This window comes from Umezawaea sp. (assembly GCF_036375055.1).
In the GTDB taxonomy this organism is placed as follows: domain Bacteria; phylum Actinomycetota; class Actinomycetes; order Mycobacteriales; family Pseudonocardiaceae; genus Umezawaea.
Window position 1 is genome coordinate 57,601 of record NZ_DASUSQ010000152.1, and the last position, 26,232, is coordinate 83,832.

Consider the following 26,232-nt stretch of genomic DNA (forward strand, 5'->3'; position numbering starts at 1 on the left):
TGCCTGCCTTCCCTCGAGTGTTCGGCTACTTCTTGTCCAGGCCCGCGGTGTCGACGGTGGGCTTGCCCGCCGCGGAGAGCACCTTGTTCAGCAGCGTGAAGTCGGCGAAACCGGTCACGTCCGCCGCCTCCTTCGCCACGCCCGCCGTCACGGCGTCCTTGGCCAGCTGCGGGAACTGCTTGGCCTGCGGGTCGACCGTCAGCTCGATGTTCTCGAACGCGCGGTCCAGCACCGGCTCGCCCAGCGCCTTGCTGGTCAGCTTCTTCAGCGACTCGTTGACGGCGGTCTTGGCCTCGGTCTTGTTCGCCGTCGCCCAGTCGATCGCCGCGACCTCACCCCGGAGCAGCGCCTCCACGGTCTGCGGGTGCTCCTTGAGGAACTGGGTGCGCACGATGATCACCGTGGTCGGGAACCTGCCCTGGTCCCACAGCGTCTTCTCGTCCACGAGCACCTTGGCGCCCGCGTCCAGCACCAGCCGCGACGACCACGGTTCCGGAGCCCACGCGCCCTGGATGCCGCCCTGCTTGAACAGGTCCAGGCTCGCCGCGTTCTCCGTGTTGGTCACGTTGACCTGGTCCGCCCCGCTGCCCGCGGCGATCTTCTGGTCCACCAGCCACTTCTTGAACGACACGTCCTGCGTGTTCGCCAGCTGCGGCGTGCTGATCGTCTTGCCCTTGAGGTCCGCCGCGGAGTTGATGTCCGACTTCACCACGAGCTGCGCGCCGCCCGAGGTCGCGCCCGCGACCAGCCGCACGGCCTCGCCCTTGGACTTGGAGTAGGCGTTGATCGCCGGGCCGGACCCGATGAACGCCACGTCGAGCGACCCGCCGAGCAGCGCGTTGACCTCGTCAGGGCCCGCGTTGAACGTCTGCGTGGTCAGCTTGGTCGAGCCCAGCTCCTTGGCGAACAGGCCCTTGTCGACGCCGATCAGCGCGGCGGCGTGGGTGACGTTCGGGAAGTAGCCGAGCCGCACCTCGGCGGCCGGGCCCTTGTCGTCGGACGCGGCGGGCGCCGCTGCCGGGGTGTCGCTGCCCGCCCGTGAGCACCCGGCGAGCGTGGCGAAGGTCGTCAGTACGGCGAGGGACGTGGCGAGGATCCTGCGGTTGCTGCTCACGGCGGGAAGACCTTTCGGGGGATGTTCAGGGGCCGGGGGAGACGAGGGCGTGGTCGTCGGCGACCGGGGCGGTGTTCCCGCCCTCGGTACAGCTGTCCACGCCGTCGAGCACCGGGAGGCCCGCGCCCACGAGGCCGGCGGCGAGCGTGCCGCCGTCAGCCGCGTCGATCACCAGGAACGCGCCGGTGCGCCTGCTGCTGTAGTACCCGTCCACCGGGAGCGGCTCCGCCGTGCGGATGGCGACCCGGCCGATCTCGTTGAGGCCCAACGAGGTCGGACTGTCCACACTGGCCAGTCGCTGCTCGTCGAAGCGCGCGCGCAGCTCCGTGACGATGGCCTGCACGGTGCGCGCGCCGTGCTTGACCAGGACGCGGGCACCCGGCGTGAGCGGCTTCTCCGACAGCCAGCACAGGGTGGCGTCGAACTCGTCGGTGACCTGCGGGGGAGTGCCCGCGGCGGCGATCAGGTCGCCGCGGGAGACGTCCAGGTCGTCGGCCAGCAGCAGCGTCACGGACTGGCCCGCCGCCGCCTCGGCCAGCGGACCGTCGAAGGTGTCGATCTTCTCCACCGTGCTGCGCAGCCCGGCGGGCAGGACCACGACCTCGTCGCCCACCTTGACCGTGCCCGACGCGACCAGCCCGGCGTAGCCCCGGTAGTCCAGGTGTTCCGGCGTGCGCGGCCGGATCACGTACTGGACCGGGAAGCGGAACTCGCCGTCGTGCGGGTCGGCCTCGACCGGCACCGACTCCAGGTGCTCCAGCAGCGTGGGGCCGGAGTACCAGGGGGTGTTCGTGGAGTGTTCCACCACGTTGTCGCCCGCGAGGGCGGACACCGGGATGTGCACCACCGCGTCCGGGCTGTAGCCCAGCGCTGTCGCGTGCGCGGTGAACTCCTTGGAGATGCGGGCGAACGTGGTCTCGTCGAAGTCCACGAGGTCGATCTTGTTCACCGCCAGCACGAGCCGCGGCACGCCCAGCAGCGCCAGCACGGCCGCGTGCCGCCGGGTCTGCTCGATGACGCCCTTGCGCGCGTCCACCAGCAGGATCGCGAGCTGCGCCGTGGACGCGCCGGTCACCGTGTTGCGGGTGTACTGCACGTGGCCGGGGGTGTCGGCGAGCACGAACGAGCGCTTGTCGGTGGCGAAGTACCGGTACGCCACGTCGATGGTGATGCCCTGCTCGCGCTCCGACCGCAGGCCGTCCACGAGCAGCGAGAGGTCCGGGGTGGACAGCCCGCGGTCGGCGCTCGCGCGGTGCACGGCGTCGAGCGTGTCGGCCAGCACCGACTTGGTGTCGTACAGCAACCGGCCGACCAGCGTGGACTTCCCGTCGTCCACGCTGCCCGCCGTCGCCAGCCTCAACAGGTCGCTCATTTAGAAGTAGCCCTCCCGCTTGCGGTCTTCCATGGCTGCTTCGGACAAGCGGTCGTCGGCCCTCGTGGCGCCGCGCTCGGTCAGCCGCGACGCGGCCACCTCGGCGATGACCTCGCGGATGTCGGACGCCTCGGACTCCACCGCGCCGGTGCACGAGCCGTCGCCGACCGTGCGGTAGCGGATGGTCTTGGTCAGCACGGTCTCCTCGGGCCGGGGGCCGCCCCACGGGCCCTCGGTCAGCCACATGCCGTCGCGCAGGTACACGTCGCGCTGGTGCGAGTAGTAGATCGACGGCAGCTCGATGCCCTCGCGGTCGATGTAGTTCCACACGTCGAGCTCGGTCCAGTTGGACAGCGGGAACACCCGCACGTGCTCGCCCGCGCGGTGCCGACCGTTGTACAGGTTCCACAGCTCGGGGCGCTGGCGGCGCGGCTCCCACTGGCCGAAGCTGTTGCGCAGGCTGAAGATGCGCTCCTTCGCCCGTGCCCGCTCCTCGTCGCGACGGCCGCCGCCGAACACGGCGTCGTACCTGTGGGACGTGATGGAGTCCAGCAGGGGCACGGTCTGCAACGGGTTGCGCGTGCCGTCCGGGCGTTCCTGGAGCCGACCGTCGTCGATCCAGTCCTGGACCTTCGCGACCTCCAGGCGCAACCCGTGCTGGGCCACGACCTGGTCGCGGAACTCGATGACCTCGTCGAAGTTGTGACCGGTGTCGACGTGCAGCAGCGGGAACGGCACCGGAGCGGGCCAGAACGCCTTGATCGCCAGGTGCACGAGCAGCGTGGAGTCCTTGCCGCCGGAGAACAGGATCACCGGCCGGTCGAACTCGCCCGCGACCTCGCGGAAGATGTGGATCGCCTCGGATTCGAGGCGGTCCAGAGTGGTGTGCGGAGTCGGCGCGGTGCTCACGCTCGACCCTGCCAGCAGATCGTCGTTCATCCGTGGAGCCCGCATTCCGTCTTGGCCTGCCCGGCCCACCGACCGCTGCGGGCGTCCTGGCCCGGCAGCGGCTTGGCGGTGCACGGCGCGCAGCCGATGGAGGGATAACCAGCCTGGACGAGGGGGTTCTCCAGGATCCCGTGCTCGGCGATGTAGGCGTTGAACTCGTCGTCGGACCACGGCGCGATCGGGTTGACCTTCACCAGCCCGTTGCGCTCGTCCCACTGCACGATCGGCGTGGTCGCCCGCGTCGGCGCGTCCACCCTGCGAACGCCCGTGACCCACGCGTCGTACCGGGCCAGCGTCCGCTGGAGCGGCACGACCTTGCGCAGCGCGCAGCACCGGCCGGGGTCGGTCTGGTTCAGCAGGCCGAACTGCTCCTCCTGGTCCGCCACCGACTGCTCGGCCGCGGCGTTGACGATGCGCACGTCCGGGTAGACCAGGTCCACCGCGTCACGGGTGCCGATGGTCTCGGCGAAGTGGTAGCCGGTCTCCAGGAACAGCACGTCGACGTCGGCCTTCGCCTTCACGGCGAGGTCGATCAGCACGGCGTCCTGCATGTTGGAGGCGACGATCCAGCTCTCGCCGAACGTCCGCGCGGTCCACTCCAGCGCCTCCGCGGCGGTGGCGTCGGCCAGTTCGACCGACGCGGCCTCCGCGATCACCCTCAACTCCTCGGTCCGAGTGGTCGTGGTCATCGCTTCACCTCCTGTGGCAAGTGCAGTCCAACGAACTTCACGGTGAACACGCGGCGGCAGCCGGTGCAGAGCCACGCCGCGTGGGGCTCCTCCTCGGGACGCAGGTCCTCGTCCCCGCAGTAGGGGCAGTAGAAGGGCGTGGCACGCTCGGTCGCGCTCACTTCAGGTCACCCTCTTCGGCCCGCAGGACCCACTGGGCGAACCGCTCGCCCTCGGTGCGCTGCGCCACGTAGTGCCGCACGACCCGCTCGACGTAGCCCGACAGCTCGGCGGCGGTCACCTTGTGCCCGCGCACCTTGCGGCCGAAGCCCGCGTCCAGCCCGAGCCCGCCGCCGAGGTGCACCTGGAAGCCCTCGACCTGGTTGCCGTCGGCGTCCGTCACGATCTGGCCCTTGAGCCCGATGTCCGCGGTCTGGATGCGGGCGCACGAGTTGGGGCAGCCGTTGATGTGGATGCTGACCGGCGACCCGATCTCGCCCACCACGTCCGCGAGCTCCTTCTCCAGCGTGCTGACCAGGTCGACCGCGCGGGCCTTGGTCTCGACGATGGCGAGCTTGCAGAACTCGATGCCGGTGCACGCCATCACGCCGCGCCGCCACGGCGACGGTTCGGTCTGGAGCCCCAGCTTCGCCAGGTCGCCCTGGAGCGCGGGCACCTCGGCCTCGGGCACGTCCAGCACCACGAGCTTCTGCTGCGGCGTCAGGCGCACCCGCCCCGAGCCCGCCCGTTCGACTGCCTTGGAGACCTCGACGAGCGTGGACCCGGACACCCGGCCCGCGATCGGCGCCGCGCCGACGTAGAACAGGCCGTCCTTCTGCCGGTGCACGCCGATGTGGTCGCGGGGCTGCGCGGGCACCTCCGGCGCGGGGCCGTCGATCAGCGTCCGCTTGAGGTACTCGGTCTCGAGGACCTCGCGGAACCTCTCCGGCCCCCAGTCCGCCACCAGGAACTTGATCCGCGCGCGGTGCCGCAGCCTGCGGTAGCCGTAGTCGCGGAACACGCTGATCACCCCGGCCCACACGTCCGGCACCTCGTCGCGGGGCACCCACGCGCCGAGCCGCTTGCCGATCATCGGGTTGGTGGACAGGCCGCCGCCGACCCACAGGTCGAAGCCGGGGCCGTGCTCGGGGTGGTCCACGCCGACGAACGCGATGTCGTGGATCTCGTGCGCCACGTCGGGGAGCCCGGAGATGGCGGTCTTGAACTTGCGCGGCAGGTTCGAGAACGCCGGGTCGCCGATGTAGCGCTCCAGGATCACGTCGATCGCCGGGCTGCCGTCCACCACCTCGTCCACGGCGATGCCCGCGACCGGCGAACCGAGGACCACGCGGGGGCTGTCCCCGCAGGCCTCCATCGTGGTCAGACCCACGTCCTCCAGCTTCTGCCAGATCGCGGGGACGTCCTCGATGCGGATCCAGTGGTACTGGATGTTCTGCCGGTCGGTGATGTCGGCCGTGTCGCGCGCGTAGGTCTGGGACACCTCGCCGAGCACGCGCAGCTGCTCGGTGGTCAGCCGCCCGCCGTCGGAGCGCACCCGGAGCATGAAGAACTCGTCGTCCAGCTCCTCCGGCTCCAGCGTCGCCGTCCGGCCGCCGTCGATGCCGGGCTTGCGCTGGGTGTAGAGCCCGTACCAGCGGAAACGACCCCGCAGGTCGGCCGGGTCGATGGAGGCGAACCCGCCGTGCGCGTAGATGTTCTCGATCCGCGCGCGGACGTTGAGGGGGTTGTCGTCCTTCTTGCTGCGCTCGTTGGGGTTGAGCGGTTCGCGGTAGCCGAGCGCCCACTGCCCCTCACCACGGCGTTGCTTCGTGCCGCGTTGAGACGTCGTAGTCGGGGGGACCATCGTCGTCCTCCGGGGTTTCGGGGCGCTGGGCGCGCGCGGCCGAGTCCCGGTGGAGCCGTGGTGGGGGTCTCGTCAGCGCACCCGGCGCCGACGGGAACAAGATCAATAGCAGGCGCGGGCTATGCCGAACGACGGCACAACGCGCTGGAGACGCGACGGAAGTCGACGTGGCGGCGCACCACCAGGCGGACTCCGGTCGAGGTCATGGCTTGAGAGTGCCACCTGTCCACCCCGTGGTCCACAGCCAACCGAATGCTGGGACGGCCTCCGACCGTGTGTTAAGTGGGAGACTGGGTCCCATGCCCTCCGCCCTTCCCGCTGGTGATCCCGCACCCGCCGACGGCTCGCTGCCGCCGTCGGCGTTGGCCGGGCTCGGCAGCCGTCCGTTCGGCGTCTACGTCCACGTCCCGTTCTGCGCGACCCGCTGCGGCTACTGCGACTTCAACACCTACACCGCCGGTGAGCTGGGCACCTCCGCCTCGCCGGAGTCCTGGCTGGAGGGCCTGCGGCGCGAGCTGGACCTGGCGGCGTCGGTGCTCGGCACCCCGCCCCGCGCTGACACCGTGTTCGTCGGCGGTGGCACACCGTCGCTGCTGGGCGCCGCCGGGCTGTCCGACGTGCTGGCCGCCGTCCGGTCCTCGTTCGGCCTCGCGCCGGGCGCGGAGGTCACCACGGAGTCCAACCCCGAGTCCACGTCGCCGGAGTTCTTCGCGGGCATCCGTGACGCTGGTTACACCAGGGTGTCGCTGGGCATGCAGTCCGCCGCCCGCCACGTGCTCCAGGTCCTCGACCGCAAGCACACGCCGGGCAGGCCGGTCGACGCCGCCCGCGAGGCCCGCGCGGCCGGGTTCGAGCACGTGAACCTCGACCTCATCTACGGCACGCCCGGCGAGACCGCCGACGACCTCAGGGGTTCCCTCGACGCCGTGCACTCGGCGGGCGTCGACCACGTGTCCGCCTACGCGCTGATCGTCGAGGAGGGCACCGCGCTGTCGCGCAAGGTCAGCCGCGGCGTCCTGCCGATGCCCGACGACGACGTGCTCGCCGACAAGTACGAGCAGATCGACGCCGCCATGGCCGCGCAGGGGATGAGCTGGTACGAGGTGTCCAACTGGGCGACCGACGACGCCGCCCGGTGCGCCCACAACCTCCTCTACTGGCGCGGCCACGACTGGTGGGGCGCCGGGCCCGGCGCGCACAGCCACGTCGGCGGCCTGCGCTGGTGGAACGTCAAGCACCCCGCCCGCTACGCCGAGGTGCTGGCCTCCGGGCGGTCACCCGCCGCGGGGCGCGAGCTGCTCGCCGACGCCGACCGCCGCGTCGAACGCGTCCTGCTGGAGCTGCGCCTGCGCGACGGCCTGCCGCTGGACGTGCTGGACACCGACGGCCAGGCCGAGGCGAAGCTCGCCGCCGCCGACGGCCTGCTGGAGCCCGCCGCGCTGGACGGGGGCCGCTGCGTCCTGACCGATCGGGGGCGGCTGCTCGCCGACGCCGTCGTGCACCGGCTCACATGAGGCCGGATCGGTGCACGGGAGGGCGCGGGCGCTCCGTAAACTTGACCCAACCGCACTCAACAGTGGAGGTGACTCGTCGTGAACGCCGATGAACGCCGGTTCGAGGTGCTGCGCGCGATCGTCGCCGACTACGTCTCGAACCAGGAGCCGGTCGGGTCGAAGGCACTGGTGGAGCGGCACAACCTCGGTGTGTCCAGCGCCACGGTGCGCAACGACATGGCGTCGCTGGAGGAGGACGGCTACATCACGCAGCCGCACACCAGCGCGGGCCGCGTGCCCACCGACAAGGGCTACCGGCTGTTCGTCGACCGGCTCGCCGAGATCAAGCCCCTGTCCACCGCCGAGCGCAAGGCCATCTACAGCTTCCTGGAAGGCGCGCTGGACCTCGACGACGTGCTGCGGCGCAGCGTCCGGCTGCTCGCCCAGCTCACACGCCAGGTCGCCGTCGTCCAGTACCCGGTGCTCAGCGGCTCGAACGTGCGCCACCTCGAAGTCCTCCGCATCACGCCCGCGCGGCTGATGCTGGTGCTCATCACCGACACCGGCCGCGTCGACCAGCGGTCCGTCGACCTCGGCGACGTGATCACCGAGGACAACGTGGCCCGGCTGCGGGCGATGCTGAACTCGGCCATGGTCGGCAGGCGGCTCGCCGAGGCCTCCGCGAAGGTCGCCGAGCTGCCCGACCAGTCGCCGGGCGACCTGCGCGCGGCGATGATCCGGATCAGCACGGTGCTCATCGAGTCGCTCGTCGAACACCCCGAGGAACGGCTGGTGCTGGGCGGCACCGCGAACCTCACCCGCAACGTGGCAGACTTCCCCGGCTCGCTCCGGCAGGTGCTGGAAGCGTTGGAGGAGCAGGTCGTGGTGCTCAAGCTGCTCGCCGCCGCGCGTGATCCGGGGACCATCCTGGTGCGCATCGGCGAGGAGAACGAAGCCGCCGAGATGCGCAGCACCTCGGTGGTGTCCATCGGCTACGGAAGCCATGACAACCTGCTCGGCGGCATGGGGGTCGTGGGCCCGACCCGGATGGACTACCCGGGGACCATGGCGGCCGTACGCGCGGTCGCCACGTACGTCGGGGAGATCCTGACGGCGCGCTGAGGGGCGCGGGAACACGCGGAGACCACGGCCACGTTCGACGTTTCGGGCGAGCACGCAACAGACGCAAGCGGGCGCGGATCGTGCCCGCAGGAGGACAACACGGTGGCGAGGGATTACTACGGCACGCTCGGGGTCGGGAAGAACGCGACCCCGGAGGAGATCAAGCGCGCCTACCGCAAGCTCGCGAGGCAACTGCACCCGGACGTGAACCCGGACGCGGAAGCGCAGTTCAAGGAGGTGACCGCCGCCTACGAGGTCCTGTCGGACCCGAAGAAGCGCCAGGTCGTCGACCTGGGCGGCGACCCGCTGGAGTCGGGCGGCCGCGGTGGCGGCGGTGGCATGGGCGGCGACCCGTTCTCCGGGTTCGGCCTGGGCGACATCATGGACGCGTTCTTCGGCGCCAACAGCGGCGCGGGCGGCGGGCGCGGTCCGCGCAGCCGCGTGCAACCCGGTTCGGACGCGCTGATCCGGCTGGACATGACGCTGGAGGAGTGCGCCGCGGGCACGAACCGCGAGCTGACCGTCGACACGGCGGTCCTGTGCGAGCGCTGCCACGGCGGCGGCTGCGCCGAGGGCACCTCGCCGATCACCTGCGACACCTGCGGTGGTCGGGGCGAGGTCCAGTCCGTGCAGCGCTCGTTCCTCGGCCAGGTCGTCACGGCCCGCCCGTGCCCGGTGTGCCGCGGCTTCGGCGAGGTCATCCCCGACCCGTGCGGCCAGTGCGGCGGCGACGGCCGGGTGCGCTCGCGCCGGACCATCAACGTGCAGATCCCGCCCGGTGTCGCCGAGGGCATGCGCGTGCGCCTCGCGGGCCAGGGCGAGGTCGGCTCCGGTGGCGGCCCCGCCGGTGACCTGTACGTGGAGATCGAGGAGCAGCAGCACGACGTGTTCGAGCGCGACGGCGCCGAACTGCACTGCGTGGTGCGGATCCCGATGACGGCCGCGGCGCTCGGCGCCGTGCTCCCGCTCCAGACCCTGGACGGCGAGGAGGCGCTGGACATCGAGCCCGGCACCCAGCCGAACACCGAGCTGCTGCTGACCGGCCGGGGCATGCCCAGGCTGCGGTCCAACGGCCGCGTGGACGGGCGGGGCGACCTGCACGTGCACCTGGAGGTCGTGGTCCCGACCAAGCTCGACGCCCGGCAGACCGAACTGCTGCGCGAACTGGCCACCGAGCGGGGCGAGGAAGAGCCCACGTTGGCGCACAACGGCAAGAGCGGCGGCGGGTTGTTCTCCCGCCTGCGCTCCGGCCGCGGCAACCGGTGACGCTGCCGGTCTTCCTGGTCGACGCTCTGCCCGCGGGTGACCGCGGGCTCCTCGACGGCCCGGAGGGCAGGCACGCGGCCACCGTGCGGCGGCTGCGCGCGGGGGAGGAGCTGGTGCTCTCCGACGGCTCCGGCGACCAGGTGCGCTGCGTGGTCGACGAGGTGCTGGACAAGGCCGCCCTGCGTCTGGCGGTGCTGGAGCGGTGGACCGTTCCCGAGCCGACGCCGCGCGTCGTGCTCGCGCAGGCGCTGGTGAAGGGCGACCGCGGCGAGCTGGCCGTGGAACTCGCCACCGAGGCGGGCGTGGACGGCGTGGTGCCGTGGCGCGCCGCCCGGTGCGTGACGAAGTGGGAGGAGGGCCCGCGCGGCGCGAAGGCCCTCGCCCGCTGGCGCAGCACCGCCCGCGAGGCCGCGAAGCAGGCCCGCCGCGCTCGGGTGCCGTCGGTCGCCGAACCCGTCGGCACGGCCGGGCTGGCGACGCTGGTCTCGTCGTCCGCGCTCACGCTGGTGCTGCACGAGTCGGCGACCTCGCCGCTGGCCTCGGTGGAGCTGCCCGCCGAGGGGGACGTGCTCCTGGTGGTGGGCCCCGAGGGCGGGATCAGCGACCAGGAGCTGGTGACGCTCACCGACGCCGGTGCTCACGCTGTGCGACTGGGCCCTACCGTCCTTCGTGCGTCAACGGCCGCGGCGGTCGCACTCGGAGCACTGGGTGTACTTACCCGTCGCTGGGAGTGAACATTCGGGCCCAATTTGCTTACTCCTAGCGAACTAGTGCGCAGAAGAGTTACCCTTATCACCTGACGGGGCGATAGAGCTTTGGCCTCTTCAGACCACAGGACTCGCCGGACACCTCCCCCCTCGGTCCGGCGCCGCCGCGCCGCAGCGGGACGACCCCCAGGTCCCCCTGCGGCGCGGCTCCTCTGTACCCGGTCGACGGTTCCGGCGCGCTCCCGCGGGTCGCTCCGGGGCAGGATCTGCGCATGGACCGCATCGTCTACGGGGACCACCCGAGCCAGTTCGCCGAACTCACCGTCCCAGCGGACACGGCCCCCGCGCCCGTCGTGGTGGTCATCCACGGCGGGTTCTGGATGCAGCACTACGACCTCTCCCTCGGCCGTCCGCTCGCCGAGGACCTGGTCTCGCACGGCGTCGCGGCCTACAACGTCGAGTACCGCAGGCTCGGCGGCGGAGGCGGCTGGCCGACCACCGGCGCCGACGTCCTGGCCGCCCTCGACGCGCTGGACGACCCCCGGCTCGACCTCACCCGCGTGGTCACCCTCGGCCACTCCGCGGGAGGTCACCTGGCCGTGTGGGCCGCCGCCAGGCACGACCGGGTGACCGGCGCCGTCTCGCAGGCGGGCGTGCTGGACCTCGCCGCGCACCCCCGGTCGGCGCGGCTGCTCGGCCCCGACCCCGACTACGCCGACGCGTCGCCGGTCGAGCTGGTGCCCGTCGGCGTCCCGGTGGTCTGCGTGCACGGCGACGCGGACGCGGACGTGCCGGTCAGCCAGTCCGAGGCGTTCCACGCCGCGTCCGGGTGCGAGTTCGTCCGGCTGGCGGGCGTCGGCCACATGGACCTGGTCGACGTGCGGACCGGTGCGTGGAAGGCGTGTCGCGAGGCCGCGCTCCGGCTGGCGGGCCAGTAACCTCGGCCGCATGTCGGACGACTGCCTGTTCTGCCGCATCGTCGCCGGGGAGATCCCCGCGACCGTCGTGCACGAGACCAAGACCACCCTCGCGTTCCGCGACATCGCGCCGCAGGCGCCCGTCCACGTGGTGCTCGTGCCGAAGCTCCACGAGCCGCACGCGGTGGCGCTCGCCGAGCGCGCGCCCGGCGAGGTGGCGGACCTGTTCGTGGCCGCGGGCGAGGTGGCCGTGGCCGAGGGGATCGCCGACAGCGGCTTCCGGCTGCTGTTCAACACCGGCGCGGACGCGGGCCAGACCGTCTTCCACGCCCACCTGCACCTGCTCGGCGGCAGGCCCCTCGGCCCGCTGGCCTAGTCGGCGCGGAAGGTCACGCCGACCCGCGCGGTCTCGTCCACCGAGAGCGCGAACACGTCGGGCCGCGCGTAGTGGCCCGACACGTCCAGGTCGCACCGGGCGGCCACGAGGTCGTCCGGGTCGATCGTCGCCGTCAGCAGGCCCGCCGCACCGCGCAGCGGGCCCGCCAGCACGTCGCCGAGCGGCCCGACGACGACGCTGCCGCCCAGGAACGGGTCGTCGTGGTCCGAGGGCGGCTCGTACTGGCAGGCGCTCAGCACGAAGCACCGGCCCTCGCCCGCGACGTGCCGCATCGACGCCAGCCACGCCTCGCGGTCGTCGACGGTCGGCGCGCACCAGAGTTCGACGCCCTTCGCGTACATGGCCGCGCGCAGCAGCGGCATCATGTTCTCCCAGCAGATCACCGCGCCCGCGAGCCCCGCGGCCGTCGGCACCACGGGCATGGTCGACCCGTCGCCGCGGCCCCAGACCAGGCGTTCCCGAGCCGTCGGCACCAGCTTGCGGTGCGTTCCGACCAGGCCTTCCGCCGGGTCGAGGAACAGCGCGGTGCAGTACAGCATCGACCCGGCCCGTTCGACGACGCCGACGACGAGGCTCGCCCCGGTGCGCGCGGACAGGCCCGCCAGCGCGTCGACCTCGGGACCGGGCACGGCGACGGCCGCCGCGGCGTAGCGCGGGAAACCCGATCCGGTGACCCGGCCGCGCGGGTAGCCGCCGAGGACCGCCTCGGGCAGCACGACGAGCGCCGCGCCGGACTCCGCGATCTCCCGCTCGTAGCCCAGGATCCGCTCCAGCGTCGCCGCCGTGCCCTCCGGCGAGGTGCCCACCTGGAGCACCCCCACCACGAACCCGGCCACCGCTACCCCAGCGCCTGCATCATCGGCGCGTGCAGGCGGGCGCGGTCGCCGGGCACGTCGACCGCGCCGTGCACCATCAGGTCGACCGAGGAGCGCTCCACCAGGCCCCGGCTCTCCAGCCAGGAGCCCAGCTCGTCGCGGTAGGTGTCGACCCGGATGTCGCCGTCCGCCCCCACGGCCAGGTCGCCGATCAGGGTCTTCGCCCCCTCGACCGCGTCCGCCACGACCGGGCCGACCACCAGGCCGTCGACGTTGCGCCAGGTCGCCGCGAACCCGCCCGCGCCGTCGAGGCGCACCTGGTCGGAGAAGCGGAAGTAGTCCTTCCACAGCTCGCCGCGGTCGGCGCCGAACACCTCGGCGTCCGCGCTCACCACCGCGGGGAGGTCGGCCCGCAGCGCGGCGCGGGTCGTGCCGGACAGCTCGCCGGAGCTGAAGCGGCCGGTGTGCGTGGTCAGCCTGGCGACGCTGCGGAAACCGAGCTTCTCGTAGAGCGGGCGGCCCTGCGCGGTGGCGTGCAGGGAGACCACCGGGCAGCCGGCGTTCTCCAGCGCGTGCTCCACGAGCCGCCTGCCGAGGCCGCGACCGCCGTGGTCGGTGGCGACCAGCACCATGCTGAGGGCGGCGTGCTCGCCCGCGTACCGGGTGACGACGGTGGTGCCCAGCAGCGCGCCCGACCGGTCGACGAGGCCGTACCCGGTGCCCTGGTCGAGCAGGAGGCCCCACTTGCGGTCCTCGGCGGGCCAGCCGCGGTCGGTGGCCAGCTCCAGGCAGGCGGCCAGGTCGTCGTAGGCGAGTTCGCGCAGGGTGAGATCGGTGTCCACGGTGGTCCAGTACACACGGTCCGTCCAGCGAGTTCTCCGGGGCCTCCGCGGTGCGGCCCGCCCCGTCGGCGCGGGTCGGGATTACCGCCTTCAGGCGAGGCGGAGGTCAATTCGATGCGTTTTGTCGGTACCGACGACTAATATCGGCCCTGTCAACGATGACCTACCAGGATTGGCGCGAAAGCGCAGGAAGCAGGCCCGAGACCACGTGGTGGGTACCGCAGCGGGTGGAGCCGCCCGATTCCCGGAGGAGCGCCCGGTGACCGTCGCCGCGAGCCCCGCCAACGGGACCAGAAAGTCGTCGTCGGCCGGCCAGGCCTCGACGTACGCCCAGTCCAAGATCGCCGTGCCCGACGAGGCCGTCCTCGCGCTGCTGGGGTCGCGCGACGAGAACCTGCTCCTCGCCGAGGACCTGCTGGACGCGGACGTGCACGTGCGGGGCAACGAGATCACGTTGTCCGGCGAGCCCGCCGAGGTGGGGTTCGCGGAGCGCGTGTTCTCCGAGCTGATCCAGCTCGCGAGCCGCGGTCAGCAGGTCGGCCCGGACACGGTCCGCCGCACGGTCGCGATGCTGTCGGCGAACACGACGGAGTCGCCCGCCGAGGTGTTCAGCCTCGACATCGTGTCCCGCAAGGGGCGGACGATCCGGCCCAAGACGCTGAACCAGAAGCACTACGTCGACGCCATCGACGCCAACACGATCGTGTTCGGCATCGGCCCCGCGGGCACCGGCAAGACGTACCTGGCGATGGCGAAGGCCGTGCAGGCGCTCCAGGCCAAACAGGTCAGCCGCATCATCCTCACCCGACCGGCGGTCGAGGCGGGTGAGCGGCTGGGCTTCCTGCCGGGCACGCTCAACGACAAGATCGACCCGTACCTGCGGCCGCTGTACGACGCGCTGCACGACATGGTCGACCCCGAGTCGATCCCGCGGCTGATGCAGGCGGGCACGATCGAGGTCGCCCCGCTGGCGTACATGCGCGGTCGGACGCTGAACGACGCGTTCATCATCCTGGACGAGGCGCAGAACACGACGCCCGAGCAGATGAAGATGTTCCTGACCAGGCTCGGCTTCGGTTCCAAGATCGTCGTCACGGGCGACGTCACCCAGGTCGACCTCCCCGGTGGCCAGCGCAGCGGTCTGCGGGTGGTCCGGGAGATCCTGGAGGGCGTCGAGGACGTCAACTTCTCGGTCCTGAGCAGCGGCGACGTGGTTCGGCACCGGTTGGTCGGCGACATCGTGGACGCGTACGAGAAGTGGCAGGTCGTGCAGGACGGCGTCGACCAGAACGGGCGCCAGACCGGACCCGGTGCACGGCGTGGAGAGCAGCGCCGGGGACGATGAGCACGTGAGCATCGAGATTGCCAACGAGTCCGGGGTCCCGGTCGACGAACCGTCGATCGTCTCGGCCGCCCGGTTCGCCCTCGACCGGATGGGCGTGAGCCCGCTGGCCGAGCTGTCCGTCCTGCTGGTCGAGCTGGACGTGATGGCGGACCTGCACGAACGCTGGATGGACCTGCCCGGTCCGACCGACGTGATGGCGTTCCCCATGGACGAACTGGACTCGGCCCGCCGCCCCGACGCGGCCGGGCTGGGTCCGGCGTTGCTGGGCGACATCGTCCTGTGCCCGGCCTTCGCCAAGGACCAGGCCAAGAAGGCGGGCCACAGCCTGCTGGACGAGCTGCACCTGCTGACCGTGCACGGCGTGCTGCACCTGCTCGGGTACGACCACGCCGAGCCCGCCGAGGAGCGCGAGATGTTCACGCTCCAGAACCGGATCCTCGCCGACTTCCGGTCGGCGACCGCCGAGGCGGAGCGGCTGGCCGTGCAGCGGGCTTCGGACTCCAAGCTGCTCGGTGCCGTCGGTCTTGAGCACTCGGACCAGCCCGAACCCTCCGACCCCACCACCTAGAGGTCGAACCGGTGACCACGAGTTCCGCGAGCTTGATCTTCCTGGCCGTGGTGCTGGTGCTGGCGGCGGGCCTGTTCGCCGCCGCCGACGCGGCGCTGGGCACGGTGTCCCGCGCACGGGTCGAAGGGCTCCAGCGCCAGGGCCGCACCGGCGCCCGCCAGCTCCTCCAGGTGCTGGCCGACCGGCCCCGCCACGTGAACCTCCTGCTCCTGCTCCGGCTGGCGTGCGAGCTGTCGGCGACCGTGCTGGTCACGGTCGTGTGCCTGCGGCTGGTGTCGCCGCCGTGGCTGGCCGTCGTGACGGCGGGCCTGTCGATGCTCGTGGTCTCCTACGTCCTCGTCGGCGTCGGCCCGCGCACCATCGGCCGCCAGCACCCGTACGCCGTCGGCCTGGTCTCCGCGGCCCCGATCCGGGTGCTGGGCCGCGTGCTGGGGCCGTTGAGCAGGCTCCTGATCCTGGTCGGCAACGCGATCACCCCCGGCAAGGGCTTCCGCGAGGGCCCGTTCTCGTCCGAGGTCGAGCTGCGCGAACTGGTCGACATGGCCCAGGAGCGCGGCGTCGTCGACGAGGGCGAGCGCGAGATGATCCACTCGGTCTTCGAGCTGGGCGACACCATCGCCCGCGAGGTCATGGTGCCGCGCACCGAGATCGTGTGGATCGAGCAGACCAAGTCGCTGCGCCAGGCGCTCGCGCTGTCGCTGCGCACCGGCTACACCCGCGTGCCGGTGATCGGCGAGAGCGTGGACGACGTCGTCGGCGTGGTGAACCTGAAGGACCTGGTGCGCGTCACGTTCGCCGACGAGGCCAACGGCACGACCGTCGGCGAGCTGATGAAGACCGCCACGTTCATCCCCGACTCGAAGCCGCTGGCCGACCTGCTGCGCGAGATGCAGCTGTCCCGCACCCACCTGGTCATCGTCATCGACGAGTACGGCGGCACCGCGGGCCTGCTGACCATCGAGGACATCATCGAGGAGATCGTCGGCGAGATCACCGACGAGTCCGACACCGACGACCGCCCCCCGATCGAGCACCTGGTGGACGGCGCGGTCCGCGTCAGCGCCCGCCTCCCCGTCGACGACCTCGACGCCCTGTTCGGCACCGAGCTGGACGAGCACGAGGTCGAGACCGTCGGCGGCCTGCTCGCCCAGCGCCTCGGCCGCGTGCCGCTGCCCGGCACCGAGGCCGAGATCGCGGGCCTCCGCATGCGCGCCGAGGGCGGCAAGGACGAACGCGGCCGCATGCGCATCACGACCGTGCTGGTCCGCCCCGTGGCGGTTCCGGAGGAGACCGAGGACAAGGAGCGCGAGGACAACCGCGCCTGACCGGCACGGGTGGCCCGCCGTGGAACCGAAGACGAGGACGACCGTGCCTGAGCTGGACCCCGAAGACCAGAAGATCGTCACCCTCGCGCGCTCGGTCCGAGCCCGCACCGGCGCCGCCGAGGGCGCCGCCGTCCGCGACACCGACGGCCGCACCTACACCGCCGCCACCGTCACCCTGCCGTCGCTCGCGCTCACCGCCCTCCAGGCGGCGGTCGCCGCGGCCGTGTCCAGCGGTGCCGAGGGCCTCGAGGCCGCCGCGGTCGTCACCGACGCCGACGAGGTCGACGCGGACTCCGCGGCCGCGGTCCGCGACCTGACCGCGACCGGCCCGATCCTGCGCGCGGACGCCTCGGGCGCGGTGGTGGAGACCGTGACGGTGTAGGCCCCACCCGGTCAGCGCTTTCAGCAGCAGGGACAATGGACGGATGGATGGTTACCGCTCAGGGTTCGCGTGCTTCGTCGGCCGTCCGAACGCGGGGAAGTCGACGCTGACCAACGCGCTGGTCGGCACCAAGGTCGCGATCACGTCGAGCAAGCCGCAGACGACCCGCCACACCATCCGCGGCATCGTGCACCGCGAGGACGGGCAGTTGATCCTCATCGACACCCCCGGCCTGCACCGGCCGCGGACGCTGCTCGGCCAGCGGCTGAACGACCTGGTCCACGAGACCTGGTCGGAGGTGGACGTGGTCGGCTTCTGCGTGCCCGCCGACCAGAAGGTCGGGCCCGGTGACAAGTTCATCGCCGCCGAGCTCCAGAAGATCGCGAAGAAGACGCCGGTGATCGGCATCATCACCAAGACCGACCTCGTGCCGCAGCAGCAGGTGGCCGAGCAGCTCCTGGCGTTGCAGAACATCATGGAGTTCGCCGAGATCGTCCCGGTGTCCGCCGTGGACGGCTACCAGGTCGACACGCTGGAGGAGCTGCTGCTCGACAGGCTCCCGGAGGGGCCGCCGCTCTACCCGGACGGCGACCTGACCGACGAGCCGGAGATGACGCTGATCGCGGAGCTGATCCGCGAGGCTGCCCTCGAAGGCGTGCACGACGAGCTGCCGCACTCGATCGCGGTGCTCGTCGAGGAGATGGCGCCGCGCGAGGGCCGCGACGACCTCATCGACGTGCACGCGAACCTGTACGTGGAGCGCACCAGCCAGAAGGCGATCATCCTCGGGCACCGGGGCGAGCGGCTGAAGCAGGTCGGCATCACCTCGCGCAAGCAGATCGAGGCGCTGCTGGGCAGCAAGGTGTTCCTCGACCTGCACATCAAGATCGCCAAGGACTGGCAGCGCGACCCGAAGCAGCTGCGCCGCCTGGGGTTCTAGATGGCGAACCTGTACCGCGACACGGGGATCGTCCTGCGCGTGCAGAAGCTCGGCGAGGCCGACCGGATCATCACGCTGCTGACCCAGAAGCACGGCAAGGTGCGGGCGGTCGCGAAGGGCGTGCGCCGCACGTCGTCGCGGTTCGGCGCCCGGCTGGAGCCGTTCGGGCACGTGGACGTGCAGTTCTACCCCGGCCGCTCGCTGGACGTCGTGACGCAGGTGGAGACGCTGGACGCGTTCCACGTCAGCCTGGTCGGCGACTACTCCCGCTACACGGCGGCGTGCGCGGTGCTGGAGACGGCCGACCGGCTCACCGCCGAGGAGGGTGAACCGGCGCTGCGGCTGTACCTGCTGGTCACGGGCGCGCTGCGGGCGTTGGCCTCCGGGGACCGGGACGGGTCGCTGGTGCTGGACGCGTTCCTGATGCGCGCCATGTCCATCGCGGGCTGGGCACCCGCCGTGGACGAGTGCGCGCGCTGCGGCGAACCCGGCCCGCACCGGGCGTTCAACGTGCAGGCGGGTGGCGTCGTGTGCGGGAACTGCCGCCCGGCGGGTTCGGCGACGCCGTCGGCGGAGACGCTGCGGCTGCTCGTCGCGCTGCTGCACGGCGAGTGGGACGTGGTCGACGCGCTCCCCGTCGGCGCACGTCGTGACGCGAGCGGTCTCGTCGCGGCTCACCTCCAGTGGCACATGGAGCGCCAGCTCCGCTCACTACCCCTGGTCGAACGCACGGTGCGGCAGGCCGAGGGCTAAAGTTCGGCCACCGCACAGTCTTCGAGAGGAACCCCGACACCATGCTGCGCCGACGGCGGGCCGAACGCGAGACGCGCGTCCCCCGACCCCCGGACCCGCACCCCTCCGGCGCCCGCCCGCCCGCCATCCCGGCGGAGTTCGTGCCCAAGCACGTCGCGATCGTCATGGACGGCAACGGCCGCTGGGCCAACCAGCGCGGCCTGTCCAGGGTCGAGGGCCACAAGCGGGGCGAGGGCGTCGTGGTCGAGGTCGCACGCGGCGCGATCGAACTGGGCGTCAAGTGGGTGTCGCTGTACGCGTTCTCCACGGAGAACTGGCGCCGCAGCCCCGAAGAGGTCAGGTTCCTCATGGGCTTCACCCGCGAGGTGATCCACAACCGCACCGACGAGCTGGACGACCTCGGCGTCCGGGTCCGCTGGGCGGGGCGCAAGCCGAAGCTGTGGCGCAGCGTCATCTCCGAGCTGGAGGACGCGCAGGAGCGCACCAAGGACAACCAAGAGCTCAACCTGGCCATGTGCATCAACTACGGCGGCCGGGCCGAGATCGGCGACGCCGCCCGCGAGATCGCCCGCCTCGCCGCCGCCGGGAAGATCAACCCGGACAAGGTCGACGAGCGCACGCTCGCCAAGCACATGTACCAGCCGGAGATGCCGGACGTGGACCTGTTCATCCGCCCGTCGGGCGAGCAGCGCACGTCCAACTTCATGCTGTGGCAGTCGGCGTACGCGGAACTGGTGTTCCAGGACATCCTGTGGCCCGACTTCGACCGCCGCGACCTGTGGGCGGCGTGCGAGGTCTTCGCCCGCCGCGACCGCCGGTTCGGTGGCGCCGTTGACAAGCCCGACGAGGAGAGCACCGCGTGACCGACGAAGACGCCGCCGCCATCACCGCGGCCCTGCTGACCTCCGCCCGCGAGGCGCTGGAGCTGTTCCACGACGTCCACGTCGACGACGACGGCGCGCTGAGCTTCCTGCACGGCGAGGTCCCGTGCGCGATCCAGGCGATGCAGCTCGCCGAGGGCCTGACCGTCCTGAGCCTCACGTGCGTCGTCGCGTGGGACCTGCCCGAGGACCGCGACCTCGCCGTGTCCGCCGCCGAACGCGCGGGCCAGGGCCTCTTCGGCACGCTCGGCGTCGTGCACACCGATCGCGGCATGGACGTGACCCTGCGGTACGCGTTCCCGGCCGAGGGCATGAAGCCCGAACCACTCAGCACCCTGCTGATGCTCGTGGTCTCCACCGCATCCCAACTGCGCGGCGAACTCCTCGCCGACGAAAGGACCACCTGATGGGTGGCGTGATCATCTACGAGCCCGACGAGGACTCCGCCGTGCTGGAGTTCCCCTGGGTGGTGACCTTCGAGCCGTCCGGTGGCGAGGAGTGGGACTCCTTCGTCTGCGGCCCCTACGAGCGCGCGCACGCCGTCGCGCTGGCCGAGGCGGTGGCGCTGGCCGAGGACGGCATGCTCGCCGTCGTCGAGCCGATGCTGCCGGTCCTGAGCCCCGACGAGGTCCTGGCGACCATCGACGAGCTGCGCGAGGCCGACGAGGAGGTCGAGGAGCTCGACGAGCCGTTCGCGGAGCCCAAGGTCAACGGGACCCACGTGGACCTCGGGCTGGGCGAGACCGACCTGGTCGAGGAGGAGATCGCGGACGACTTCGAGCCGCCCACGCCGGAGGAGGTCAGGGCCGGGATGGAACGCACGTTCCGCCGCCTGCTCGCCGCGACGGACCCGACCGCTTCCTGACCGCTTCGCTCGACGCGGGTGCTGCCGCCGTGGTGGCGGGGGTGCCCGTGTTGGCGTTTCGGCTGGGGTGTTCGCCGGGGTGCGGGGTTTCCGCTGGCGGGTTTTCGCTGCTAGGCGCCCCCGTTGCCATGGCTGGTTGAACGGTCCGTTCACGAGGTGGGTCTTCGCCAGCACGGGCCGACTCCAGCCACGGGCCCTTGCCCCGTCCCCTGGTCCGCCTCCCGCCGCCCTGTCTTTCGCTGCCGCGTTTCCGCTCCCGCTGGCCCGTTCCCGCTCCCACTGCCCCCGTCTCCCGCCCCCAGGTGTGAACGGTCCGTTCACCTGCCCAGAACCTCCACCCCCACCCGCCACCCCAGCCGGTGAACGGTCCCCCCACCCCCACGTTTCCGAACTCGGCGAGAATCCGACATCAGGTGGGTGGGACCGGACGGGGTCGGCCTGGCATCATCTCGGAAGTGACAATCACTTCCGAGATCAGGGGCCGGCGGTCGTCGGGTCGTGGGCCCCTGCGCGGGAAGGTCACCTCGCTGGAGGTGCTCTGCCTGCTGCTGGTCCTCGCGCTGGTCCTCCAGGACTGGCTCGTCGGCGTGCTCGACGCCCCGCAGCTGCGGACGGCGGCGACCGTGTTCGTGGCCGTCTGCGTGCAGGCGATGCCGTTCCTGGTGTTCGGCGTCCTGATCAGCGGAGCCATCGCCGCGTTCGTGCCCGCCAGCGCCCTCCGCCGCCTGCTGCCGAAGAGGACGGCGCTCGCGGTGCCGGTCGCCGGTCTCGCGGGTGTCGCGCTGCCCGGCTGCGAGTGCGCCTCGGTGCCGGTGGCCCGCAGGCTGATGCAGCAGGGCGTGCCGCCAGCGGTGGCGCTGTCGTTCCTGCTCGCCGCGCCCGCGGTCAACCCGATCGTGCTGGTCGCGACGGCGGTCGCGTTCCGGGACGCGCCGATGATGGTGCCCGCGCGGTTCGTCGGGTCGCTGCTCACGGCGGTGGTCATGGGCTGGTTGTGGACCCGGTTCGGCAAGGCCGAGTGGATCGCCGAGCGGGCGCTGCGGAAGTTCGAGGAGCGGGAGGGCGTCTCGCGCTGGACGGTGTTCACCGAGACCGCGCGGCACGACCTGGTCGAGGCCGGTGGGTTCCTGGTGCTCGGCGGGGTGTTCGCCGCCGCGTTCAACGTGCTGGTGCCGACCGCGTGGATGGAGACGCTGGGCGCGCAGATCGTGCTCGGCGTGATCGTCATGGCGTTCCTGGCCGTGATCCTGGCGCTGTGCAGCGAGGCCGACGCGTTCGTGGCCGTGTCGATGACCGCGCTGCCGCTGCTGCCCCGCCTGGTGTTCCTGGTCGTCGGCCCCGCGGTCGACGTGAAGCTGTTCGCCCTCCAGGCGGGTACGTTCGGCAAGTCCTTCGCCCTGCGCTTCGCGCCCGCCACGTTCGTGGTGGCCATCGCGAGCGCCCTAGCCGCCGGAGCCGTGTTCCTGTGAGGCGCGAAACGCAGAACATCCTGCTCATCCTGCTCGGTGGAGCGCTGCTGAAGCTGAGCTTCACCGACATGTACCTGCGGTACGTGAAGGCGGGTCTCCAGCCGCTGCTCATCGCGGCGGGCGCGATCATGATCCTGCTGGCCGGGCTGGCGATCGTGCGCGACCTGCGGGCCACGAAGGAGGTCGAGGTCCACGACGACCACGGGCACGGGTCGTCGCGCAGCCCGTGGATGCTGCTGCTGCCCGTGCTGGCGGTGTTCCTGATCGCCCCGCCCGCGCTCGGCGCGGACACGGTGAACCGGTCGGACCGCAACGCGGCCCAGGAGTCCAAGAGCCTCAACGGGTTCGCGGCGCTGCCGGAGGGGGCGGTCATCCCGCTGAGCCTCGGCGAGTTCGTCACGCGCACCGCGTGGGACGACTCGGGGTCGCTGGACGACCGGGTGGTGAAGCTGACCGGCTTCGTCGCCCGCAAGAACGACTCGACCTACGTCGCCCGGCTGGCGATCTCCTGCTGCGCGGCCGACGCGTCGCCGATCAAGGTGCGCATGACCGGCGGCGGCGGGTTCGACTCCATGCCGACCGACCAGTGGGTGGAGGTCACGGGCAAGGTCGTGCCGGGGTCCGCGACGAAGGAGACGGCCTACGTGCCGACGCTGACCGTCGCGGAGATCGCGCCCATCGCGACCCCCGTCGACACCTACGAGAGCTGACTACCGCTTGCCGGTGCAGTCCGCGCACGTCCCGAAGATCTCCACGGTGTGGCTGACCTCGGAGAAGCCGTTCTCGGCCGCGATGCGGTCAGCCCACTTCTCCACCGCGGGGCCCTCGACCTCCACGGTGCGGCCGCACCTGCGGCACACCAGGTGGTGATGGTGGTGCGCGGAGCACCGCCGGTAGATGGCCTCGCCGGAGTCGGTGCGCAGCACGTCGACCTCGCCCGCGTCCGCCAGCGACTGGAGGGTGCGGTACACGGTGGTCAGGCCGATGCCCTCACCGCGCTTCCGCAGTTCCTCGTGCAGCTCCTGCGCGGAGCGGAACTCGTCGAGCTGGTCGAGCAGCTTGGACACGGCCGTGCGCTGCTTGGTCGAGCGCAGTCCGGGCACCGCTGTTGTCGGGCGCTCGCTTGTCGTCACGGGTCCTCCGTCCCCTCGGTCCGATCGGTCTCGTTGATACCAGCGACCACCGGACGGGCCGCAGTCCCCCCACCCTCCTCGACGTGGATGACCGCGTCCACGACGATGTGCGCCAGGTGCTCGTCCACCAGCCGGTAGACGACCTCGCGCCCGTGGCGTTCGCCGTGCACGACACCCGCGGCCTTGAGGACCCGCAGGTGCTGGCTGATCAACGGCTGCGCCACGCCCAGCGCCTCGACCAGCTCGTGCACGCAGCGCTCCGCCTCCTGGAGCTGGAGGACGATGGCGATCCGCACCGGCGCGGCCAGCGCGCGCAGCAGCTCACCGGCCTCCGCCAGCGTTCGGGCCGACCTCGGCGGGGAGGGGCGGGGAGCGTCGCGTTCGGGGGAGTGGGTGTGCTCGCCGCGCACCGGGACAGTCGTCGCGTCCTGGGTCAAGCGCACGCACCTTCTTCCCGTCCTACCTGGAATGGATTATCAAGACCAATCCTAGGCGCTATCCGGGCAGAACAGAGATCATGACCGCGACCAGCACCAGGACGACGACGATCCGCAGCACCCGCCCGGCGGGCGGGAGCAGCTTCCACGTCGCCGCGAGCAGGGCGAGCACGCCCACCAGCAGGATGCCCAGCAGTGCCGCGCCGAGCACTCCGCGTACCAGCACGCCCGCCGCGAACAGGACGATGACCAGCAGGAACGCCAGCGAGCCCGACACCTTGGCCAGTGGGCCGCCGCCGGGGATCAGGGTGCGCTTGAAGTGGTTCGCCACCGTGGCATCCTTGCACCGTGCTGCTCGTGTGCCGGTTCACCGTGCTCGAACCCGATGTCGCCGATTTCACCGCGCGCGCCGAACGGGCCCTGGAACTGCTGATCGCGCGGCCCGGCTGCCTGCGCGGACTGCTCAGCCGGTCGATGGACGAGGCCGACCGCTGGGTGCTGACGGTCGAGTTCGAGTCCGTCGTCGCCTACCGCCGCGCCCTGTCGCCGTTCGACGTGCGCGAGCACGTGGTCCCCCTGCTGTCCGAGGCCCAGGTCGACGAGCCCGCGGCCTACGAGCCGGTGCTCGTGGCGTCCGGTGGCGCGGTCGCCCGCCAGGTCAGCCTGCTGGCCCAGGACGCGGGCACGGTCCGGCTCGGCGAGGCCTCCGGCCCGTCGGCGACCCCTCGGTGATCGAGCGGCCCGGCTAGCCCGGCCGGAACGCCGCCAGCTCACGCAGCCGGTTCACCCTCTCCGGAGCCTGGTTCGCGTCGAGCAGCCCCAGCGCCAGCCGGGCCTGTTCGGCGGCCTCGGCCCACCGCTCCACCGCCGCGCAGTCCTCGGCCAGCTCCTCGTGGAACCACCCGTCGGGCACCCCGGACGTCCGCGTCCACTCGACGGCCCGGCGCATCAGCTCCACGGCCTCGGCGGGGCGGCCGAGCGCCCGCAGCGTCCTGGCCACGGCGTACCGGGCGACCTCCACCTCGTGCGGGTCGTCCTCGGTCTGCTCGCGCGCGTTCAGGGCGTGCTGGAACGCGGTCAGCGCCTCGGTGAACCGGCCCGCCCCGTGGTGCTCCCAGCCGAGGTTGTTCATCAGGGGGCCGATCCACGCCCGCACCAGGGGGTCGGCGGACCTCCGGGCCAGTTCGACGCCGCGCCGCGTCCACTCCTCGGCGCTGTCGACCAGCGCGGCCATGTGGGCGGCGTCGACGGCCAGGTACTCGTCGCCGCGGTGCCCCGCCAGCACGAACGCGGCGGCGAACAGGGGGAGCGCCTCCGGCTCGGCGCCCGAGGAGCGCAGCAGCCTGCCGCGTTCCAGCAGCACGCGGACGCGGCCCGAGGAGTCGGGTCCGGCCAGAGCCTCGGCGTCGGCCAGCAGCTGGTGGCCCGCGGCGAAGTCGCCGCGCAGGCCCTCCACGCGGGCGAGCTGGGTCAGCACCTCGGCCCGCAGGGCGTCGGTGATGGGTTCCGCGAGCCTGGCCCGGAACCTCTCCCCGGTCGCCGTCAGGTCGGCGAAGTCCCACATCTCCCGCAGCTCGTCCGCCATCTCCGCAGGGTAGGCAAGATGGCTCCCGGTCGCCCATTGGAGGAGAGGCCGGGGGCGTTAGGCTTGATGCTTTCCCTTCACCAGCCCTCCTGGGGAGTACCCGTGCCAGCCGATCGCGTCGAGACCGTCGTCAGCCTGTGCAAGCGCCGTGGCTTCGTGTACCCGTGCGGTGAGATCTACGGTGGTACCAGGTCGGCGTGGGACTACGGGCCGCTCGGCGTGGAGCTCAAGGACAACATCAAGCGCCAGTGGTGGAAGTTCATGGTGCAGAGCCGCGACGACGTGGTGGGCCTGGACTCGTCGGTGATCCTGCCGCGCGAGGTGTGGACCGCGTCCGGCCACGTCGAGGCGTTCGTGGACCCGTTGGTGGAGTGCAACTCCTGCCACAAGCGGTACCGCGCCGACACCCTCGTCGAGGAGTACGCCGAGCGGTCCGGCAAGGCCGGGGGCGGACTGGCCGACGTGCCCTGCCCCCACTGCGGCACGCGCGGCGAGTACACCGAGCCCAAGATGTTCAACGGGCTGCTCAAGACGCACCTCGGCCCGATCGAGACCGACGAGGGCCTGCACTACCTGCGCCCCGAGACGGCGCAGGGCATCTTCACGAACTTCCTGAACGTGCAGACCACGTCGCGCAAGAAGCCGCCGTTCGGCATCGGCCAGATCGGCAAGTCGTTCCGCAACGAGATCACGCCCGGCAACTTCATCTTCCGCACCCGCGAGTTCGAGCAGATGGAGATGGAGTTCTTCGTCCCGCCCGCCGAGGGGCCGCGCTGGTACGACTACTGGAAGGAGGAGCGGCGCCGCTGGTACGAGGACCTCGGGATCCGGCCCGACCACCTCATCCTCCGCGAGCACGAGCAGGACGAGCTGAGCCACTACTCGTCCGGCACCGCCGACGTGGAGTTCCTGTTCCCGTGGGGCTGGGACGAGCTCGAGGGCATCGCCAACCGTGGCGACTACGACCTCACCCAGCACGCCACGCACTCCGACACGAAGCTCGAGTACTTCGACCAGGGCTCGG

General features: G+C 71.8%; 31 protein-coding genes. 19 read left to right on the top strand and 12 right to left on the bottom strand.

Annotated features, from left to right (window positions below):
- Nucleotides 1-25: 25 nt before the first annotated feature.
- Genes VFZ92_RS36880 through VFZ92_RS36905 form a run of 6 tightly spaced genes read right to left on the bottom strand, consistent with a single transcriptional unit; the run spans nucleotide 26 to nucleotide 5,966 of the window.
- Complete coding sequence (locus tag VFZ92_RS36880) at nucleotides 26-1,114, bottom strand: ABC transporter substrate-binding protein (protein ID WP_330881709.1); 1,089 nt, start codon at nucleotides 1,112-1,114, stop codon at nucleotides 26-28.
- Nucleotides 1,115-1,139: 25 nt separating this feature from the next.
- Nucleotides 1,140-2,486 (bottom strand): sulfate adenylyltransferase subunit 1, encoded by a 1,347-nt coding sequence (locus VFZ92_RS36885; protein WP_330881711.1) that lies wholly within the window; start codon nucleotides 2,484-2,486, stop codon nucleotides 1,140-1,142.
- A complete protein-coding gene (cysD, locus tag VFZ92_RS36890; protein WP_330881713.1) occupies nucleotides 2,487-3,425 on the bottom strand; it encodes a sulfate adenylyltransferase subunit CysD in 939 nt (312 codons plus the stop codon).
- Complete coding sequence (locus VFZ92_RS36895; RefSeq protein WP_330881715.1) at nucleotides 3,422-4,123, bottom strand: phosphoadenylyl-sulfate reductase; 702 nt, start codon at nucleotides 4,121-4,123, stop codon at nucleotides 3,422-3,424. The genes cysD and VFZ92_RS36895 overlap by 4 nt, the downstream gene beginning before the upstream one ends.
- A complete protein-coding gene (locus VFZ92_RS36900) occupies nucleotides 4,120-4,284 on the bottom strand; it encodes an Insertion element protein (RefSeq protein ID WP_106192632.1) in 165 nt (54 codons plus the stop codon). Before VFZ92_RS36900 ends, VFZ92_RS36895 begins: the two co-directional genes overlap by 4 nt.
- The gene (locus VFZ92_RS36905) at nucleotides 4,281-5,966 is read right to left on the bottom strand and encodes a nitrite/sulfite reductase (RefSeq protein ID WP_330881721.1); all 1,686 of its coding nucleotides are present in this window, start codon (nucleotides 5,964-5,966) and stop codon (nucleotides 4,281-4,283) included. Before VFZ92_RS36905 ends, VFZ92_RS36900 begins: the two co-directional genes overlap by 4 nt.
- Before the next feature lie 299 nt (nucleotides 5,967-6,265).
- On the opposite strand from VFZ92_RS36905, the gene hemW reads away from it, so the two are divergent.
- The 6 genes from hemW to VFZ92_RS36935 all read left to right on the top strand — a co-directional run bounded on the left by hemW (nucleotide 6,266) and on the right by VFZ92_RS36935 (nucleotide 11,847).
- A complete protein-coding gene (gene hemW, locus VFZ92_RS36910) occupies nucleotides 6,266-7,480 on the top strand; it encodes a radical SAM family heme chaperone HemW (protein ID WP_330881723.1) in 1,215 nt (404 codons plus the stop codon).
- Between the two features lie 78 nt (nucleotides 7,481-7,558).
- Nucleotides 7,559-8,581: a heat-inducible transcriptional repressor HrcA gene (hrcA, locus tag VFZ92_RS36915; RefSeq protein WP_330881725.1), complete on the top strand. Its 1,023-nt coding sequence runs from the start codon at nucleotides 7,559-7,561 to the stop codon at nucleotides 8,579-8,581.
- 102 nt (nucleotides 8,582-8,683) lie between these two features.
- Nucleotides 8,684-9,847 carry a molecular chaperone DnaJ gene (dnaJ, locus tag VFZ92_RS36920; RefSeq protein ID WP_330881727.1) on the top strand — a complete coding sequence of 388 codons (1,164 nt, stop codon included), beginning with the start codon at nucleotides 8,684-8,686 and terminating at the stop codon, nucleotides 9,845-9,847.
- Complete coding sequence (locus tag VFZ92_RS36925; RefSeq protein ID WP_330881729.1) at nucleotides 9,844-10,581, top strand: 16S rRNA (uracil(1498)-N(3))-methyltransferase; 738 nt, start codon at nucleotides 9,844-9,846, stop codon at nucleotides 10,579-10,581. Before dnaJ ends, VFZ92_RS36925 begins: the two co-directional genes overlap by 4 nt.
- 245 nt (nucleotides 10,582-10,826) lie before the next feature.
- A complete protein-coding gene (locus tag VFZ92_RS36930) occupies nucleotides 10,827-11,492 on the top strand; it encodes an alpha/beta hydrolase (protein ID WP_330881731.1) in 666 nt (221 codons plus the stop codon).
- Nucleotides 11,493-11,502: 10 nt separating this feature from the next.
- Entirely contained in the window at nucleotides 11,503-11,847 is a 345-nt protein-coding gene (locus tag VFZ92_RS36935) for a histidine triad nucleotide-binding protein (RefSeq protein WP_330881733.1), read from the top strand.
- Here VFZ92_RS36935 and VFZ92_RS36940 read toward each other — a convergent pair.
- Both VFZ92_RS36940 and VFZ92_RS36945 read right to left on the bottom strand, forming a co-directional pair.
- Nucleotides 11,844-12,704 (bottom strand): carbon-nitrogen hydrolase family protein, encoded by an 861-nt coding sequence (locus VFZ92_RS36940; RefSeq protein ID WP_330881735.1) that lies wholly within the window; start codon nucleotides 12,702-12,704, stop codon nucleotides 11,844-11,846. The genes VFZ92_RS36935 and VFZ92_RS36940 overlap by 4 nt on opposite strands.
- Nucleotides 12,705-12,706: 2 nt before the next feature.
- Nucleotides 12,707-13,525 (bottom strand): GNAT family N-acetyltransferase, encoded by an 819-nt coding sequence (locus tag VFZ92_RS36945; protein WP_330881737.1) that lies wholly within the window; start codon nucleotides 13,523-13,525, stop codon nucleotides 12,707-12,709.
- Nucleotides 13,526-13,733: 208 nt separating this feature from the next.
- Between VFZ92_RS36945 and VFZ92_RS36950 the strand changes: the two genes are divergently transcribed.
- The 11 genes from VFZ92_RS36950 to VFZ92_RS37000 all read left to right on the top strand — a co-directional run bounded on the left by VFZ92_RS36950 (nucleotide 13,734) and on the right by VFZ92_RS37000 (nucleotide 22,763).
- The gene (locus VFZ92_RS36950; protein WP_330881739.1) at nucleotides 13,734-14,870 is read left to right on the top strand and encodes a PhoH family protein; all 1,137 of its coding nucleotides are present in this window, start codon (nucleotides 13,734-13,736) and stop codon (nucleotides 14,868-14,870) included.
- Between the two features lie 4 nt (nucleotides 14,871-14,874).
- The gene (ybeY, locus tag VFZ92_RS36955) at nucleotides 14,875-15,438 is read left to right on the top strand and encodes an rRNA maturation RNase YbeY (RefSeq protein WP_330881741.1); all 564 of its coding nucleotides are present in this window, start codon (nucleotides 14,875-14,877) and stop codon (nucleotides 15,436-15,438) included.
- An 11-nt stretch (nucleotides 15,439-15,449) separates the two neighbouring features.
- Complete coding sequence (locus VFZ92_RS36960) at nucleotides 15,450-16,763, top strand: hemolysin family protein (protein WP_330881743.1); 1,314 nt, start codon at nucleotides 15,450-15,452, stop codon at nucleotides 16,761-16,763.
- Nucleotides 16,764-16,806: 43 nt separating this feature from the next.
- Nucleotides 16,807-17,145, top strand: coding sequence for a cytidine deaminase (locus VFZ92_RS36965; protein WP_330881745.1), 339 nt, complete (start codon nucleotides 16,807-16,809; stop codon nucleotides 17,143-17,145).
- 43 nt (nucleotides 17,146-17,188) lie between these two features.
- Complete coding sequence (era, locus tag VFZ92_RS36970) at nucleotides 17,189-18,085, top strand: GTPase Era (RefSeq protein WP_330881747.1); 897 nt, start codon at nucleotides 17,189-17,191, stop codon at nucleotides 18,083-18,085.
- On the top strand, nucleotides 18,086-18,838 hold the full coding sequence (gene recO, locus VFZ92_RS36975) for a DNA repair protein RecO (protein ID WP_330881749.1): 753 nt from the start codon (nucleotides 18,086-18,088) through the stop codon (nucleotides 18,836-18,838).
- 41 nt (nucleotides 18,839-18,879) lie between these two features.
- Nucleotides 18,880-19,701, top strand: a complete 822-nt coding sequence (locus tag VFZ92_RS36980) for an isoprenyl transferase (protein ID WP_330881750.1) — start codon at nucleotides 18,880-18,882, stop codon at nucleotides 19,699-19,701.
- Nucleotides 19,698-20,126: a hypothetical protein gene (locus VFZ92_RS36985; RefSeq protein ID WP_259621851.1), complete on the top strand. Its 429-nt coding sequence runs from the start codon at nucleotides 19,698-19,700 to the stop codon at nucleotides 20,124-20,126. Before VFZ92_RS36980 ends, VFZ92_RS36985 begins: the two co-directional genes overlap by 4 nt.
- Nucleotides 20,126-20,584: a hypothetical protein gene (locus VFZ92_RS36990; RefSeq protein WP_330881753.1), complete on the top strand. Its 459-nt coding sequence runs from the start codon at nucleotides 20,126-20,128 to the stop codon at nucleotides 20,582-20,584. The genes VFZ92_RS36985 and VFZ92_RS36990 overlap by 1 nt, the downstream gene beginning before the upstream one ends.
- 455 nt (nucleotides 20,585-21,039) lie before the next feature.
- Complete coding sequence (locus VFZ92_RS36995; protein ID WP_330881755.1) at nucleotides 21,040-22,053, top strand: permease; 1,014 nt, start codon at nucleotides 21,040-21,042, stop codon at nucleotides 22,051-22,053.
- A complete protein-coding gene (locus tag VFZ92_RS37000; RefSeq protein ID WP_330881757.1) occupies nucleotides 22,050-22,763 on the top strand; it encodes a TIGR03943 family putative permease subunit in 714 nt (237 codons plus the stop codon). Before VFZ92_RS36995 ends, VFZ92_RS37000 begins: the two co-directional genes overlap by 4 nt.
- On the opposite strand, the gene VFZ92_RS37005 is transcribed toward VFZ92_RS37000, so the two are convergent.
- The 3 genes from VFZ92_RS37005 to VFZ92_RS37015 form a co-directional block, all read right to left on the bottom strand.
- Nucleotides 22,764-23,186, bottom strand: a complete 423-nt coding sequence (locus tag VFZ92_RS37005; protein ID WP_330881759.1) for a Fur family transcriptional regulator — start codon at nucleotides 23,184-23,186, stop codon at nucleotides 22,764-22,766.
- Complete coding sequence (locus VFZ92_RS37010) at nucleotides 23,183-23,596, bottom strand: metalloregulator ArsR/SmtB family transcription factor (RefSeq protein ID WP_330881771.1); 414 nt, start codon at nucleotides 23,594-23,596, stop codon at nucleotides 23,183-23,185. Before VFZ92_RS37010 ends, VFZ92_RS37005 begins: the two co-directional genes overlap by 4 nt.
- 85 nt (nucleotides 23,597-23,681) lie before the next feature.
- The gene (locus tag VFZ92_RS37015) at nucleotides 23,682-23,954 is read right to left on the bottom strand and encodes a hypothetical protein (RefSeq protein ID WP_330881761.1); all 273 of its coding nucleotides are present in this window, start codon (nucleotides 23,952-23,954) and stop codon (nucleotides 23,682-23,684) included.
- Nucleotides 23,955-23,971: 17 nt separating this feature from the next.
- On the opposite strand from VFZ92_RS37015, the gene VFZ92_RS37020 reads away from it, so the two are divergent.
- Nucleotides 23,972-24,355, top strand: coding sequence for an antibiotic biosynthesis monooxygenase family protein (locus tag VFZ92_RS37020; RefSeq protein WP_330881763.1), 384 nt, complete (start codon nucleotides 23,972-23,974; stop codon nucleotides 24,353-24,355).
- 13 nt (nucleotides 24,356-24,368) lie between these two features.
- On the opposite strand, the gene VFZ92_RS37025 is transcribed toward VFZ92_RS37020, so the two are convergent.
- Nucleotides 24,369-25,208, bottom strand: a complete 840-nt coding sequence (locus VFZ92_RS37025; protein ID WP_330881765.1) for a tetratricopeptide repeat protein — start codon at nucleotides 25,206-25,208, stop codon at nucleotides 24,369-24,371.
- A gap of 102 nt (nucleotides 25,209-25,310) precedes the next feature.
- Here VFZ92_RS37025 and VFZ92_RS37030 point away from each other — a divergent pair.
- Nucleotides 25,311-26,232 (top strand): glycine--tRNA ligase (locus VFZ92_RS37030; protein ID WP_330881767.1); only part of this gene is annotated, 922 nt, incomplete at its 3' end.